This is a genomic window from Nocardia sp. CY15, assembly GCF_009829295.1.
In the GTDB taxonomy this organism is placed as follows: domain Bacteria; phylum Actinomycetota; class Actinomycetes; order Mycobacteriales; family Mycobacteriaceae; genus Nocardia; species Nocardia sputi.
Genome location: NZ_VUOT01000001.1, coordinates 672,567 through 687,293 on the forward strand (window position 1 = coordinate 672,567; position 14,727 = coordinate 687,293).

Here is a 14,727-nt window from a genome sequence, read left to right on the forward strand (position 1 = left end):
TTACAGGACTCCGCCGTCCTCAGCGGCTACACCGGACAGCGTCGCAGGCCACACCACGCGGGGCGGTCCGGATCACCGGGCCGCCTCGGCCTCCGCTTCACTCGCCACCTGATCCCGTGCGGTACCGGAGATGGTGCCGCTGCCGATCACCTCGTCACCCTCGGGATCCGGCCGGTAGAGCACCACGGCCTGGCCGCGTGCGACGCCGGTCAGCGGCTCACGCAGCCGCACGATCAGTCCGTCGCCCACCGCTTCGGCGACCGCGGGCGCGGTGCCGCCGTGCGCGCGGACCTGCGCAACGCATTCGATCGGGCCGGCGGGTGCGGAGCCCGAGGTCCAGATCGCACGCTCCGCCTCGACGGTTCGAACCTGCAGGTCGTCGGCCGAACCGACGTGGACGGTGCCGGAATCGGGGTCGATGCCGGTGACGTAGCGCGGCTTGCCGTCGGCGGCGGGGCCCGGCAACCCGAGTCCCTTGCGCTGCCCGATGGTGAATCCGTGCACACCTTCGTGCCGCGCGAGCACCTGGCCCTCGGCGTCGACGACCGCGCCGGGCCGGATGCCGATCTTCGCGCCGAGGAAGGCGCGGGTGTCACCGGAGGGGATGAAACAGATGTCGTGGCTGTCGGGCTTGTTCGCCACGGCGAGGCCGCGCTCGGCGGCCTCGGCGCGGATCCGCGGCTTCGGCGTGTCGCCCACCGGGAATATCGCGCGCGAAAGCTGCTGCGCGGTCAGCACCGCGAGCACGTAGGACTGGTCTTTGTCGGCGTCGACGGCACGGCGCAGCACGCCGTCCTCGAGCCGCGCGTAGTGGCCTGTGACCACCGCGTCGAAGCCGAGCGCCACCGCTCGGTCGGCCAGCGCGGAGAACTTGATCTTCTCGTTGCAGCGCAGGCACGGATTCGGCGTTTCGCCCGCCGCGTAGGCCGCGACGAAATCATCGATGACGTCTTCCTTGAACCGGTCGGCGAAATCCCAGACGTAGAACGGGATGCCGAGCACGTCGGCGGCGCGCCGGGCGTCACCGGCGTCCTCCTTCGAGCAGCAGCCGCGCGACCCGGTGCGCAGCGTGCCCGGCGTCGCCGACAGCGCCAGATGGACGCCGACCACCTCGTGACCGGCATCGACAGCACGCGCCGCCGCCACGGCCGAATCCACACCACCGCTCATCGCGGCGAGTACCCGCATCAGACACCTCCTTTCGCACCGGCCAGACCCGCGGCCTTGGCCCGCTCCACCACCTGCGGCAATACTTCCAGCAACGCCTCGACATCGGCGCGCGTCGAGGTGTGTCCCAGCGAGAACCGCAGCGATCCACGCGCCTGCCACGGCTCGACGCCCATGGCGATCAGCACGTGACTGGGCGTGGCCACGCCGGCGGTGCACGCCGAACCGGTCGAGCACTCGATCCCCGCCGCGTCCAGCAGCATAAGCAGCGAATCCCCTTCGCAACCGGGGAAGGTGACGTGCACGTTGCCGGGCAGGCGCCGCTCGCCGACCGGTCCGTTGAGCACCGCCTCGGGCGCCGTCGCGCGGATGCCGTCGATCAGCGCTTCCCGCAACGCGACCAGCTCGGCGGTCCGCGCGGGCAGTTCGGCCGCGGTCTGGCGCAGTGCCGCCGCCAGCCCGATGGCCGCCGCCGTGTCGGAGGTTCCCGATCGCAGGTCGCGCTCGTGCCCACCGCCGTGCAGCAGCGGCACACACGGCACCTGCCTGCCGAGCAGCAGCACCCCGACACCGTGCGGGCCGCCGACCTTGTGCCCGGCGAAGCTCGCCGCGGAAAGACCAGTCTTCGCGAAATCCATGGGCAACTGGGCCGCCGCCTGCACCGCGTCGCTGTGCATCGGCACGCCGAATTCCTGAGCCAGCGCGGCGAGTTCGCCGATCGGCTGGACGGCGCCGACCTCGTTGTTCGCCCACATGACGGTGATCAGCGCGACCTCGTCGGGATGCGCGGCGAGCGCGGCCCGCAGCGTGGCGGGCGCGACCACGCCCTCGGCGTCCACCGGAAGCCAGGTGACCTCAGCGCCCTCGTGCCGCTCCAGCCACTCCACCGCGTCGATCACCGCGTGGTGCTCGACCGAACTGGCGATGATCCGGTTCCGGCGCGGATCTTCGTCGCGGCGCGCCCAGAAGATGCCCTTCACCGCCAGGTTGTCGCTCTCGGTGCCACCGGAGGTGAAGATGACCTCCGAGGGCCGGGCGCCCAGGTCGGCGGCGATCGACTCGCGGGCCTCCTCCAGCAGCCGCCGGGCGGCGCGGCCGGAGCCGTGCAGCGACGACGCGTTGCCCGTGGTGCGCAGGGCAGCCGTCATCGCCTCGATGGCCGCGGGCAGCATCGGTGTGGTGGCCGCGTGATCGAGGTAGACCGTGTGGGGCGCAGCACCGTTGACCGGACCCGAAAAAGCCGACTTCATGACCAGTTAAGGATAGCCGTCACCGTCAGCCGGTTATTCCCCCCTGCTCGCGCGCCGGTGAAGGATGCGTTCCCGGGCCGCCGCGCCGTCGAATACCCCCGTCGGGGCGCGAATCTCAGGGTATTCCCCTATTGAATGTACCGCTAAATAGCGGTACGTTGAATGACGTGTTGATCGCTGCCCGGCCCGATCACGGAGCGGATCCAGGGCCGGTGCGCCGAGCGGTCGACTACCGGACGAATCGATATGTGAGGAAGTTCCGATGGAACCACGCCCCCATGGACGTACTCGACGTGTGCTGGCACGCGCCGCGGCCGCGTCCGTACTCGCCCTGATGCCGATCACCGCCGTCGCGGTGCCGGCGCTGGCCAGTCCGATCGTGCTCGAGCCGGCCGAGCAGATCGAGCCGGCCCACGGCCGTCCCGGCCACCGCCACGGCCACGGCCACGACCACCGCAACCGGCACGACCACAGCAACTGGCACCGCCACGACAGGTGGAACCACGGGCGGCACAACGACTGGGATCGGGGACGCCACGACGACTGGAATCACGGCAGGCACGGGTGGCACCACGGGTTCCGGCCACCCACGGGCAGCGGTTTCTGAGCCGATTCACGTTTCCCGGAGCGAGCCGCCTGCGGTTCGCTCCGGATTCGTGTGGACGGGCGGCGCGCGGTTCTGATGCGCGGATGAGCACGGGACTCCGGCGGCAGCGACTCCGGACCCACGCGCTGCGCCCTTCCTAACGCGCGGCGGCCGCACCCCGGCGGCCCAGCAAGACCGGGCGGCGGCGCGGCCTGCGAACCACTTCCGGCGCATCGGCCGCAACCGACGGGTCCTGCACCCGGGTGTGCCCCGCCTCGATCCACTCCATGGCTTCCAGCGCACCGTGGCGCGACACGACGCTGTCGCGGACGGCGGCCTCGCAGCGGCGGGCCAGCTCGCGCCGGTCCGTGCCGGGCTGCTGTACCGGCTCCAGCACCACTTCGGCGATCATCCCGCGCGACCGCAGCACCCGTCGCGCGGACGAGCCGAAGGTGTCGGCGCCGACGAACCCGGGCACCGTACAGGGCACGCCGTGCCGGTCCAGGTACCGCAACCGAACCGGCTGCACCGGAGTTCCGGTGTCCACGGCAGCTTGGAACAACGCGGGACGCATCGTGCCGTAGGCGCGGCCACACCAGGTGGTGCCTTCGGGGAAGACGCCGACCCGCTCGCCAGCGGCCAGCCGCGCCCCCACCTCGGCCACCACATCGGGCAGCTGACGCAGACTCTCGCGCTCGATCGGGATCACCCGCATCCGCTTGGCGAGGTTGCCGATCAGCGGCCAGTCCACCATGTCCGCGCGCGCCACGAACCCGAGCGGCTGCACCGAGGCCAGCGCGACGATATCGGTCCAGCCGATGTGTCCGCTCACGACCAATACGCCGCCGTCCGCTGCTCCGAATCCGGCGGGAGGGAGCGCGGCGTCGCCCTCATCGACGACACCGCGCTCGTCCGCGGCCACCCGGTTGTCGACTACGCGCAGCCGCATGCCCAGGCAACCGAGCAATAGGCGCGCGTACCCGCGCTGCAGTGGCACACGCTTGCCGCGAGGCGTCACCGCGTTCGCGACCGGGAAGCTCAGCAGCAATCCGGCGACCCCGGCCAGCCGGGCGGCCACACGTGCCAGGCCGACTTCGTCGATCGAATCCAGACAGCCGGGCCCACAGGGGCTCGACGGCATCCATGCGTGCGCGGAGGACATGGCGGGCGGCGCGTCGAAGACCACGGTCCTCACCGTCCCCCGTCGAGGGTCGCGGCGGCATCGCGTAGTCGGTCGAGGTACCGGGTGTTGATGGTGTCCAGCCCGAGCAGTACGACGAAGTCCGCGACCGCGAAGGCGGGATCATGCGCGGGCTCGCCGCAGATCTCCGCGCCCAGCCGCAGGTAGCCCCGCACCAGCGGCGGCAGCTTCGGCCGCGGCGGCGGCGTCAGTTCGTCCAGCGGCTTGCCGTCGACGACAACCGGGTTGTACGGGTGCACCCGGCGTTCCGGATCGGAGGCGTGGCGGCCGAGCAGCATGTCGCGCACGCCGCGCACGTTCACTCCGGGCGGATCGGCCGGGGTGTCCTGCATCGGCACCGACACGCAGCCCATCACCCATTCGTAACCGGTGAGCTGGATGTAGTGCAGGATGCCCGCCCACATGAGAGTGAGCACCGAGCCGTTGCGGTGGTCGGGGACCACGCAGGCGCGGCCCATCTCCACGATCCGCATGCCCTCCGGATCCAGTTGCGCGAGATCGAATTCCGTGGCCGTGTAGTACCCGCCCGCGGCGGCGACCTTGTCCGGCGGCAGCATCCGGTAGCAGCCCACGAACTCCCCGCTGGCGTCGTCGCGCACCAGCAGGTGATCGCAGTGCTCATCGAAACGGTCGGCGTCCAAACCGGTGCCGTCGTCCGGGATCCGGAAGCCCGGCTCGTTGGCGAACACGTTGTAGCGCAGGCGCTGCGCGGCGACACGGTGGTCGAGATCGGAGGAGACCACCAGCGAGTAGCGCGACCGTTCCTCGCCGGACTCCGTCGGTCGAGCCGAGGCTGTCAGCACGGACGAAATAGTCATATCCACGATGAAGCCAGTCCGAGAATGCGCCGCAGCAACCTCGAAGTGTCGCGACGATGCCGGTTGGGTGAACGAGACGACTGTCACACCGAGCGTTCACCGAACGGTTCCACCGCGTTCGCTCATCGGCACCTCCAGCGCTTCCGTCCATGCGGTTTGTCGCACAAGTCACTGCGCTCGGCCCAGCACCGGGACCGAAGGTGCGCGCGGAAGCCGGACGCAGTGAATCGCGCCGCTCCCGGCGGGGGGCGGCGCGATTCCGCCGGGGCGGGAAGCCGGTACGCGGCGCGGCTCGCCGAGGTGCGTACCTTCGTCGGGGTGGTGCGCTCTTCGGCGAAACCGGGACGTCCGGTGCCGATGAACGCGACCAGCCACGAGGCGACCGCGGCGAAGCGGTTGCGGAAGCCGACCAGGTAGAACAGGTGCACCGCGAGCCACATGAACCAGGCGATGACGCCACGGAAGGTGATGCGCTCGTTGAGCTTCGTCACCGCGCTGAACCGGCTGATCACCGCCATGCTGCCCTTGTCCCAGTAGGTGAAGGGGGTGCCGGGCTGCTTCTTGCGGCGGATGATGTCGGCGGCGTGCCTACCCTCCTGCATGGCCACCGGCGACTGGCCGGGGTAGCCGTTGAGCGAGGTCATGTCGCCGATGGCGTAGATGTCGGCGTACCCGCCGACGGTCAGGTCCGGGTTGATCAGCAGCCGGCCGGCCCGGTCGGTCGCCACGCCGGTGGCCTCGGCCAGGATCTTCGCGAATCCGCCCGCCTGCACGCCGGCCGACCAGACCACGGTCTCCGCCGCGATGCCGTGCTCGACGCCGTCGGTGTCCTTGACGGTGACCTTGCCGTGCTCGATGTCGGTGACGAACGTGCCGAGCAGCACGTCCACGCCGCTGCGGATCAGCGACTTCTTCGCGTACTCCGACAGCCCGCCGCCGAAGGGCGGGAGCACCTCACCCGCGCCCTCAACGAGCGTGACCGAGATCTCCTGGTGGAAATGCCGTTTCGCCAGTTCCTTCAGCTGACCCGCCACCTCGACGCCGGTCGCGCCCGCGCCGACCACGACGAAGCTCAACAGCCTGCGCCTGGTCTGCTCGTCGGCGCCCGCGGCTTCGGCGAAGACGCGCTCGATCTGGGCGCGCAGCCGCCGCGCGTCATCGATGGTTTTGAGCGAGAAGGTCTTCTCGGCGAAATCGTCCCGGCCGAAGTAGGACTGGCTGGCGCCGGTGGCCGCGATCAGCGAGCCGTAGCGGATGCGGTGGCGCATGCCCTCGTGCTCGTAGGTGACGATGGCCCGGTCCGGATCGATGTCGACCACCGTGCCCAGGCGCACGTCCGCCTCGCGATGGCGGCGCAGGATGCCCGCGATCGGCGGCGCGATCTCCTCCGATGTGAGCACACCCGTCGCTACCTGGTACAACAGCGGTTGGAACAGATGCTCGGGCGTGCTGGAGATCAGCACATAGTCCACCCCCGACTTGGCCAGCTGTTTGGCGGCGGCGAGCCCGCCGAACCCCGATCCGACAATGACGACACCCGCGGTTTCGATTCCCGCATCCACGTACTGCATGACAGCCTCCTTCTCTCATTACGAACCGCGATCCGGAGGGCGGATATTTCAGGTGTCTGGGCGCATAATTCAGATGACTCTTATCTTGATTCGTAATTAATAGGAGGTCGCTGTGGAACTTCGGCAGCTCACCTACTTCGTCGCGGTGTGCGAAGAGCTCAGCTTCAGCGGCGCCGCCGCGCGCTGCTTCATCTCGCAGTCGGCGATCAGCCATCAGATCTCCCGGCTGGAACGCGACCTCGGCGTGCAACTGTTCGAGCGCTCGACCCGCTCGGTGGTGCCGACCGACGCCACCGCCCGGCTACTTCCCCTCGCGAAACAAATGCTGAGCCTGGAATCAGCGATCCGTGCGGCCGTGCGGACCGTTGGTCCGCGCATCCGGCTGGCCGCGAACATGTCCTTCGCCACCCGCTCGCTGTCGGCGATCGCGGGGGCGCGCGCAGCGCACCCGGAGGCGGAGATCGAGTTCGTGATCAAACCCTTCCGTCAGCGCATCACCGCGGTGGCCGACGGCGACTGCGACCTCGCGTTGATCCGCGGCAGCGTCGACCAACCCGGGCTCGTGGTGGAGCAACTGTGGGTCGAGGATCTGGTGATCGCGACCTCCAGCGCGCATCCGCTGGCGACGAAGGACATGGTGACGCTGGCGGATCTGAGTTCGTATCCCCTGCTGCTGCCACCGGAGCAGGAACAGGTGTTGTTGCACACCGTGATTCGCAAAACGTTCGCCGAACTGCCCACCGGGCCCACGTTCGGGCCACCCATCCCCCCGGACCACACCGCGACGATGGAGCTGATCAACCGGCCCGACGCGTGGACCGTGCTCTACGCCGAGAGCACCATCGAGGGCTTGGTCGCTTTGCGCTTGGCCGAGCCGAAGTTGCGCATCCCGGTGTCGGCGGTGCTGCGCGCCGACGCCCGGCGCTCACCGATCCTGGAAACCCTGCTCACGGCGTTGCACCGCTGCTGACCGGATGGGGCGGGGTCGCGTCGGGCTGCTCCGAACCAGAACCGCAGGCATCGATGCCCGAGCGGTGGAGACGAGCGCGTCACACCGATCAGAGGCGCAGTTGTGTCGCCGCCAGCGCCGTGCCCTCGATGCGGACACGAATCTTGGCGAACGCGGTCTCCCGTGAGGTGGAGGTGTCGTCGGCGAACGGTGAGAACCCGCAGTCGTCACAGGTGCCCAATCGCTCGACGGGAAGGTATCGGGCGGCGAGCAGCACGCGGTCGCGCACTTGCTGCGGGGTCTCGACGACCGGGTCGATAGGGTCGGTGACGCCGATGAACACGCGCGCCGCGGCGGGCAGGTGCTCGGCGACCACGGCGAGCACCTTCTCCGGGTCCGGCTCGCTGGCGAACTGGAGATAGAACGCGCCGACCCGCAGTCGCAGCAGTTTGGGCAGCAGTTCGACGTAATCCACGTCCAGGCTGTGTGTGGAGTCCTGGTCGCCGCCCGGGCAGGTGTGCACGCCGATCCTGGCGCGCTCCTGGTCCGAGAATCGGTCCAGCACCAGGTTGTTCAACTCGATGAACTGATCGAGGACGCCTCCGCTGGGATCCAGCTTCAGCGACAGCCGCCCTTCGGTGAAGTCGAGCTGCACCAGGTGCGCGCCCGCGTCCAGGCAGCCGCGGATGTCGGCCTCGGCCGCGTCGGCGAGGTCGGCGAGGAACCGCTCACGGGGATAGCCTTCGATGCCGTCGGCCGGATACAGCAGGCTCAGCGCCGACGGCGCTATGACGGCTTGCTTCACCGGCACGGTGGCGTGCTGCTGGGCGGCGCGCAGATAGTCCACCGCATGGACGGCGTAGCGGAACGGTCCCGCGGTCAGGCGTGGCAGCTGCCGCTGGTGCCCGTCGGCGAACGGGATGATCGCCCCGTCCGGAGCCAGGTTGTCCAGCCCGGCGATGGGATAGGTGGCGAAGCTCGGCTTGCTCTGCTCACCGTCGGTGACGACGGGAGAGCCGAGTTCCTCCAAGCGGCGGATGGTCTCGGCAACCGCCCGCTGCTGGAGTTCGGCGAGCGCAGCGGCGTCGCCGGATCCGTCGGCCATGGCGGCCAGGAGGTCGTGCGGACGGGGGATGCTACCGATCGGTTCCGTGGGGATGCTCACCGGCCGAGTGTACGTCCGCAGGCTGTGCATCGACGTGAAACCGACTGCCGCCGAATCCTTTTCGCCCGCAGTCACGAGCGCCATACGCTAAACCTGGGACATTGCACCGATTTCGCGCCGACCTTTTCCGAACTACCCCAAAGACATGCGGATATCACCGCAGACCCGAAGCTTCGGAACGCGAACGGCCCCGGACACGGAGTCCGGGGCCGTTCGACAGCGAGACCGATCAGCCCTTGTGCGACTTGACCGCTTCGGTCAGCTGCGGGGCGACGTTGAACAGGTCGCCCACGATGCCGTAGTCGGCGATCTCGAAGATCGGCGCCTCTTCGTCCTTGTTGACCGCGACGATGGTCTTCGAGGTCTGCATGCCCGCGCGGTGCTGGATCGCGCCGGAGATGCCGAGGGCGATGTACAGCTGCGGTGAGACCGTCTTACCGGTCTGGCCGACCTGGAACTGGCCCGGGTAGTAACCCGAGTCGACCGCGGCGCGCGAGGCGCCGACGGCCGCGCCGAGCGAGTCGGCCAGCGCCTCGACGACCGCGAAGTTGTCGGCGGAACCGACGCCGCGGCCACCGGAGACCACGATGCTCGCCTCGGTGAGTTCCGGACGGTCACCGGCCACGACCGGCTCGCGCGAGGTCACCTTGACCACGCCTTCTTCCTGCGCGGGCACCTCGACGGTCACCTTCTCGCCCGCACCGGCCTGCGCCGAGGCCTCGACGGCGCCGGGACGGACCGAGATCACCGGCACGTCGCCGGTGGCCTTGGCGTCGACGGTGAAGGCGCCACCGAAGATGGAGTGCAGCGCGGTGCCGTCGGACTTGACCTCGATGACGTCGACCAGCAGGCCGGACCCGATGCGGGCGGCGAGGCGGCCCGACACCTCTTTGCCTTCGGCGGTGGCGGCGACGATGACCGCGGCGGGCGAGGCCGACTCGGTCAGCCCGGCCAGCACGTCGACCTTCGGGGTCACCAGGTAGTTGTCCACATCGTCGGACTCGGCGATGTAGATCTTCTCGGCGCCCGCGGCGGCCAGCGCGTCGGCCAGCTTCTCACCGGTGCCCGCGGTGCCGAGCACGACGGCGGCGGGCTCGCCGAGGGCGCGAGCGGCGGTGAGCAGTTCGGTGCTGACCTTCTTGATCGCACCGTCGGCGTGCTCCACGAGCACAAGTACTTCTGCCATTTGTGTTCTCTCCTAGGAAGTCTGCAGCGCTGCCGAGATCAGATGATCTTCTGGCCGATCAGGTACTGGGCGATCTTGGAGCCGCCGTCGCCTTCGTCCGCGATCTTCTCGCCCGCGGTGCGCGGGGGCTTCGGCGTGGCCGCGGTGACGGTGGTGCCCGCGTTCGCGACACCCACGGTCGACGGGTCGACGCCCAGATCGGCCAGCGTGAAGGTCTGCACTTCCTTCTTCTTCGCGGCCATGATGCCCTTGAACGACGGGAAGCGCGGCTCGTTGATCTTCTCGGTGACGCTGACGATGGCAGGCAGGCTGGCCTCCAGCTTGAACACGCCATCGTCGGTCTCGCGCTCGCCGGTGATCTTGTCACCGTCGACGGTCAGCTTGCGCAGGTGCGTCAGCTGCGGCAGGCCCAGGTACTCGGCGATGATCGCGGGCACGGCGCCCGCGCGACCGTCGGTGGCCTCGTTGCCCGCGATGACCAACTCGACACCTTCGACCTGGCCGAGCGCGCTGGCCAGCACCCACGCCGTCTGCACGGCGTCGGAACCGTGGATGGCCGGGTCGTTGATGTGGATGGCCTTGTCGGCGCCCATGGACAGCGCCTTGCGGATGGCCTCGGTGGCGCGGTCCGGACCGGCGGCCAGCACGGTGACCTCGCCGCCCTGGGCCTCCTTGATCAGCAGCGCCTCTTCGACGGCGCGCTCGTTGATCTCGTCGAGAACGGCGTCGGCGGCCTCGCGATCGAGGGTGTAGTCACCATCGGTGAGCTTGCGCTCGGACCAGGTGTCGGGAACCTGCTTGATGAGTACGACGATGTTCGGCATCGGTCTTCGTCGACCTCCTGTTCTGGGTACACGTATGTGGTGGTCGCACGAGCGGTGCCGTACGTCCGGGTGTTTTGTGGCTCAGGCCGTGAGATTACCCTACGTTAAGTTACTCGTGGGTAACTTAGTGGCTTCTCTCTCACCAACTGGGTACCACGCGTTACAGTCCGCCGATTCGGCGGGCCCGTCCCGGCCCCGCGAAGCCGCACATCGGGGCCGACCGGGTGGGGTGTTCCGTGCGGAGGCGGTGCCAGTAACGTCGGAGTGATGAGCGAGGCTGTGATCCCTGCCGCAGTGGGCGACCCGACCGGCATCACCGCGGACCCCGAGACGACCGTGGGCACCGCGGAACCGCTGCCGCTGACCGGCGAGCGCACCGTTCCCGGCATCGCCGAGGAGAACTACTGGTTCCGCAGGCACGAGATCGCCTACGCCCGCCTGCTGGACCGCTGCGCCGGAAAGACCGTGCTGGAGGCCGGCTCCGGAGAGGGCTACGGCGCCGACATGATCGCAGGCGTGGCCACCAAGGTGATCGGTGTCGACTACGACACCAGCGCCGTCGAGCACGTGCGCGCGCGCTACCCGCGCGTGGAGATGATCCAGGGCAACCTCGCCGAGCTGCCACTGGAGGACGCCTCGGTCGACGTCGTGGTGAACTTCCAGGTGATCGAGCACCTGTGGGACCAGTCGCAGTTCCTGCGGGAGTGCCTTCGCGTGCTGCGGCCCGGCGGCGAACTGCTGATCAGCACACCCAACCGGATCACCTTCTCCCCCGGTCGCGACACACCGCTCAACCCCTTCCACACCAGGGAACTGAACGCGGCCGAGCTGACCGAACTGCTGATCGACGCCGGTTTCGAAATCGCGCAGATGGTCGGCGTGCACCACGGGCCCGGCTTGAAAGCGTTGGACGCCAAGCACGGTGGATCGTTCATCGACGCGCAGATCGAGCGAGCGCTGGCCGGAGAACCCTGGCCCGCCGAACTGACCGCGGACGTCGCCGCCGTCACGATCGACGACTTCGCGCTGGTCGTCGCGGACATCGACGCGAGCTTGGATCTGGTCGCCATCGCGGTGAAGCCTTGACCGATCGCGGTACCGTGCCCGGCGGGCACGCGGCAAGCCCCGTGCCGGGCCAGTTCACCTTGGTCCTGCACTCCCACCTGCCCTGGCTGGCCCATCACGGCCGCTGGCCGGTCGGCGAGGAATGGCTCTACCAGTCCTGGGCCGCATCCTACCTGCCCGTCGTCGAGGTCTTGCGAACCCTTGCCGCCGAAGGGCGTTCGCATCTGCTCAGTCTCGGCATCACTCCGGTGCTCGCGGCTCAGCTGGACGACCCGCACTGCCTGGCGGGTATGCACCACTGGCTGGGGAACTGGCAGCTGCGCGCCGACGAAGCGGCCATGGCGGGCAATGTCGCGCTGGGCAGGCACGAACACCGGCTCGCCGCAGCAGCCTTGGCCGAATTCGAGCGGCACTGGCGGCACGGCGCCGCGCCGGTATGGCGGGCGCTCATCGACGCGGAGACCATCGAACTGCTCGGCGGGCCGCTGGCCCATCCGTTCCAGCCGCTACTGGATCCGCGACTGCGGCAATTCCAGCTCACCGAGGGCCTGGCCGACGCGCGGCACCGCTGGGGTCGCACGCCGACCGGCATCTGGGCGCCGGAGTGCGGATACACCCCCGGCATGGAGGCCGGCTACGCCGCCGCGGGTGTGACGCATTTCATGGTCGACGGACCAGCCCTGCGCGGTGACACGACGCTCGGCCGCTCGGTGCGGGATTCCGATGTGGTCGCGTTCGGCCGGGATCTGCAGGTGAGTTACCGGGTCTGGTCACCGAAATCCGGTTATCCGGGCCACGGCGCCTACCGTGACTTTCATCACTACGACCACGCGACGGGTCTCAAACCCGCCCGGGTCACCGGCAAGACCGTCGCAGGTCCCGACAAAGCTCCCTACGATCCGGAACTGGCCGCGGCGGCCGTCGCCCGGGACGTGGAGGACTTCGTGCGCACCGTGCGGGAGCGGTTGGTCTCCGAGTCCGAGCGGATCGGGCGGCCCGCCTTGGTCGTCGCGGCGTTCGACACCGAACTGTTCGGCCACTGGTGGCACGAAGGCCCGCAATGGCTGGCACAGGTGCTGCGCGCGCTGCCAGAGGCGGGCGTCACCGTGGGCACCCTCGCCGACGCGCGGACACGCGGCTACCTGGGCGAACCGGTGCCGCTGGCCGACTCCTCCTGGGGCTCGGGCAAGGACTGGCGGGTGTGGGCGGGCGAGCAGGTGAGCGACCTGGTCGAGCTCAACGACGACATCGTCCGGTTGACCCTGGACACCGTCGACAAGATGCGCGCCGCGCAGGGCGGCGCGCCCGGGTTGCGCGACCACGTGGCCGACCAGCTGCTGCGTGAGGCGATCCTGACCGTCTCCAGCGACTGGGCGTTCATGGTCAGCAAGGACTCCGCGGCGGGTTACGCGCGCGACCGCGCACACCGCCACGCCCACGCGGTCCGGGAAATCGCCACGGCCGTCGGGGCGGGCCAACTCGCGAAAGCACGGCAGTTGGCGGCAGGATGGGGGGCAGCTGACGGACTCTTCCCCGGCGTGGACGCGCGACGACTCATCTCCGCGGGGTCCGTACCCAGCGTCACCGGGGCAGTATCCGCCGCCGCGCCAGGATCGGGCCCCGCCACCGCGGACCACGGACCGGACCCGGCGGACCCGGGCTCGGCCGCAGAAGGACTTGCATGAAGATTTTGATGGTGTCGTGGGAGTACCCGCCGGTCGTGGTGGGTGGGCTCGGCAGGCACGTGCATCACCTCGCCGTCGAGCTGGCCGCGGCGGGCCACGAGGTGGTCGTCCTGTCGCGACGTCCCTCCGGCACCGACGCCGCGACCCATCCCACGCACTCCTACATCGCCGACGGCGTGCTGGTGGTGGCGGTCGCGGAGGACCCGCCGGTGTTCGACTTCGGCGAGGACATGCTCGCCTGGACGCTGGCCATGGGCCACGCCATGGTGCGCGCGGGCGTCGCGCTCGGCAAGCCGGGCATCGGCGACGGCTGGACGCCCGACGTCGTGCACGCGCACGACTGGCTGGTCGCCCACCCCGGCATCGCCCTGGCCGAGTACTACGACGTGCCGCTGGTGTCGACCATCCATGCCACCGAGGCGGGGCGGCACAGCGGTTGGGTCGCGGGCAAGGTCAACAAGCAGGTGCACTCGGTGGAGTGGTGGCTCGCCAACGAATCCGACGCGCTGATCACCTGCTCGGCGTCCATGCAGGACGAGGTCGAGCGGCTCTACGGTCCGGAGCGGATCCCGATGACGGTGATCCGCAACGGAATCGACGTGAGCGCGTGGACGTTTCGTCCGCGCTCGCCGCGCAGCGGTCCGCCCCGGCTGCTGTACGTGGGCAGGCTCGAGTACGAGAAGGGCGTGCAGGACGCGATCGCCGCGCTGCCGCGCATCCGCCGCGCCCACCCCGGCACCACCCTGACCGTCGCGGGCGTCGGCACCCAGTTCGAGTGGTTGCGGGAGCGCGCCCGCGTGCACCGCGTCGCCCGCGCGGTGACCTTCGCCGGTCAGCTCGACCACGCCGAACTGCTCGGCTGGCTGCACGGCGCCGACGCGATCGTGCTGCCCAGCCGGTACGAACCCTTCGGCATCGTCGCGCTCGAGGCGGCCGCGGCGGGCACCCCGCTGATCACCTCGACGGCGGGCGGCCTGGGCGAGGCCGTGATCGACGGCGTCACCGGCGCCTCGTTCGCGCCCGCGGACGTCGACGGATTGGTCGAGGCGGTCCGCGCCACCCTCGACGACCCGGCCGCCGCGCAGCAGCGGGCCTACGCCGCCCGCGAACGGCTCACCGCCGATTTCGCGTGGGACGTGGTTGCCGCGGAAACCGCCCAGGTGTACCACTCGGCCAAGCGGCGGGTGCGCAATCCGCTCGGCCGGCCGACCATCGTGGAACGTCCGCTGCCGGAACGCGATCCGAAGTAGGGCCGCCCGG

Annotated in this window: 13 protein-coding genes; 5 read left to right on the plus strand and 8 right to left on the minus strand. The window is 69.8% G+C overall.

Annotated features, from left to right (window positions below; all coding sequences use genetic code 11):
* Window positions 1–72: 72 nt before the first annotated feature.
* Together mnmA and GVY39_RS03285 are read right to left on the minus strand one after the other, a co-directional pair.
* On the minus strand, window positions 73–1,188 hold the full coding sequence (gene mnmA, locus GVY39_RS03280) for a tRNA 2-thiouridine(34) synthase MnmA (RefSeq protein WP_159920177.1): 1,116 nt from the start codon (window positions 1,186–1,188) through the stop codon (window positions 73–75).
* Entirely contained in the window at window positions 1,188–2,417 is a 1,230-nt protein-coding gene (locus GVY39_RS03285; protein WP_159920179.1) for a cysteine desulfurase family protein, read from the minus strand. The genes mnmA and GVY39_RS03285 overlap by 1 nt, the downstream gene beginning before the upstream one ends.
* 262 nt (window positions 2,418–2,679) lie before the next feature.
* Here GVY39_RS03285 and GVY39_RS03290 point away from each other — a divergent pair, with 262 nt between their 5' ends.
* Entirely contained in the window at window positions 2,680–3,024 is a 345-nt protein-coding gene (locus GVY39_RS03290; RefSeq protein ID WP_159920181.1) for a hypothetical protein, read from the plus strand.
* Between the two features lie 136 nt (window positions 3,025–3,160).
* Here the strand turns inward: GVY39_RS03290 and GVY39_RS03295 are convergent, their stop codons facing one another.
* The 3 genes from GVY39_RS03295 to GVY39_RS03305 form a co-directional block, all read right to left on the minus strand.
* Window positions 3,161–4,189, minus strand: a complete 1,029-nt coding sequence (locus GVY39_RS03295; protein WP_236565262.1) for a 1-acyl-sn-glycerol-3-phosphate acyltransferase — start codon at window positions 4,187–4,189, stop codon at window positions 3,161–3,163.
* A 5-nt stretch (window positions 4,190–4,194) separates the two neighbouring features.
* On the minus strand, window positions 4,195–5,022 hold the full coding sequence (locus tag GVY39_RS03300) for a GNAT family N-acetyltransferase (protein ID WP_159920183.1): 828 nt from the start codon (window positions 5,020–5,022) through the stop codon (window positions 4,195–4,197).
* Between the two features lie 122 nt (window positions 5,023–5,144).
* On the minus strand, window positions 5,145–6,593 hold the full coding sequence (locus GVY39_RS03305; protein WP_240679450.1) for an NAD(P)/FAD-dependent oxidoreductase: 1,449 nt from the start codon (window positions 6,591–6,593) through the stop codon (window positions 5,145–5,147).
* 112 nt (window positions 6,594–6,705) lie between these two features.
* Between GVY39_RS03305 and GVY39_RS03310 the strand changes: the two genes are divergently transcribed.
* Window positions 6,706–7,563 carry a LysR family transcriptional regulator gene (locus GVY39_RS03310; RefSeq protein ID WP_159920378.1) on the plus strand — a complete coding sequence of 286 codons (858 nt, stop codon included), beginning with the start codon at window positions 6,706–6,708 and terminating at the stop codon, window positions 7,561–7,563.
* 88 nt (window positions 7,564–7,651) lie between these two features.
* Here GVY39_RS03310 and GVY39_RS03315 read toward each other — a convergent pair whose 3' ends face one another.
* The 3 genes from GVY39_RS03315 to GVY39_RS03325 form a co-directional block, all read right to left on the minus strand.
* On the minus strand, window positions 7,652–8,707 hold the full coding sequence (locus GVY39_RS03315) for a cobalamin-independent methionine synthase II family protein (RefSeq protein ID WP_159920380.1): 1,056 nt from the start codon (window positions 8,705–8,707) through the stop codon (window positions 7,652–7,654).
* 229 nt (window positions 8,708–8,936) lie between these two features.
* Window positions 8,937–9,893, minus strand: coding sequence for an electron transfer flavoprotein subunit alpha/FixB family protein (locus GVY39_RS03320; RefSeq protein ID WP_159920382.1), 957 nt, complete (start codon window positions 9,891–9,893; stop codon window positions 8,937–8,939).
* A 38-nt stretch (window positions 9,894–9,931) separates the two neighbouring features.
* A complete protein-coding gene (locus GVY39_RS03325) occupies window positions 9,932–10,717 on the minus strand; it encodes an electron transfer flavoprotein subunit beta/FixA family protein (RefSeq protein ID WP_159920384.1) in 786 nt (261 codons plus the stop codon).
* A gap of 267 nt (window positions 10,718–10,984) precedes the next feature.
* Here GVY39_RS03325 and GVY39_RS03330 point away from each other — a divergent pair, with 267 nt between their 5' ends.
* From GVY39_RS03330 to GVY39_RS03340, 3 genes are read left to right on the plus strand one after another with little or no spacing between them, the layout of a single operon-like run.
* Window positions 10,985–11,803, plus strand: coding sequence for a bifunctional 2-polyprenyl-6-hydroxyphenol methylase/3-demethylubiquinol 3-O-methyltransferase UbiG (locus GVY39_RS03330; protein WP_201295147.1), 819 nt, complete (start codon window positions 10,985–10,987; stop codon window positions 11,801–11,803).
* Window positions 11,800–13,467 (plus strand): glycoside hydrolase family 57 protein, encoded by a 1,668-nt coding sequence (locus GVY39_RS03335; RefSeq protein WP_236565276.1) that lies wholly within the window; start codon window positions 11,800–11,802, stop codon window positions 13,465–13,467. Before GVY39_RS03330 ends, GVY39_RS03335 begins: the two co-directional genes overlap by 4 nt.
* A complete protein-coding gene (locus GVY39_RS03340) occupies window positions 13,464–14,717 on the plus strand; it encodes a glycosyltransferase family 4 protein (RefSeq protein WP_159920386.1) in 1,254 nt (417 codons plus the stop codon). Before GVY39_RS03335 ends, GVY39_RS03340 begins: the two co-directional genes overlap by 4 nt.
* The last annotated feature ends 10 nt before the right edge of the window (window positions 14,718–14,727 follow it).

What these genes read in the sequence shown, in the direction of transcription:
- GVY39_RS03330 (WP_201295147.1), top strand. Translation starts at nt 10,985, where the DNA reads ATGAGCGAGGCTGTGATCCCTGCCGCAGTGGGCGACCCGACCGGCATC.
- GVY39_RS03325 (WP_159920384.1), bottom strand. Translation starts at nt 10,717, where the DNA reads ATGCCGAACATCGTCGTACTCATCAAGCAGGTTCCCGACACCTGGTCC.
- mnmA (WP_159920177.1), bottom strand. Translation starts at nt 1,188, where the DNA reads ATGCGGGTACTCGCCGCGATGAGCGGTGGTGTGGATTCGGCCGTGGCG.
- GVY39_RS03290 (WP_159920181.1), top strand. Translation starts at nt 2,680, where the DNA reads ATGGAACCACGCCCCCATGGACGTACTCGACGTGTGCTGGCACGCGCC.
- GVY39_RS03305 (WP_240679450.1), bottom strand. Translation starts at nt 6,593, where the DNA reads ATGCAGTACGTGGATGCGGGAATCGAAACCGCGGGTGTCGTCATTGTC.
- GVY39_RS03320 (WP_159920382.1), bottom strand. Translation starts at nt 9,893, where the DNA reads ATGGCAGAAGTACTTGTGCTCGTGGAGCACGCCGACGGTGCGATCAAG.
- GVY39_RS03340 (WP_159920386.1), top strand. Translation starts at nt 13,464, where the DNA reads ATGAAGATTTTGATGGTGTCGTGGGAGTACCCGCCGGTCGTGGTGGGT.
- GVY39_RS03300 (WP_159920183.1), bottom strand. Translation starts at nt 5,022, where the DNA reads ATGACTATTTCGTCCGTGCTGACAGCCTCGGCTCGACCGACGGAGTCC.
- GVY39_RS03285 (WP_159920179.1), bottom strand. Translation starts at nt 2,417, where the DNA reads ATGAAGTCGGCTTTTTCGGGTCCGGTCAACGGTGCTGCGCCCCACACG.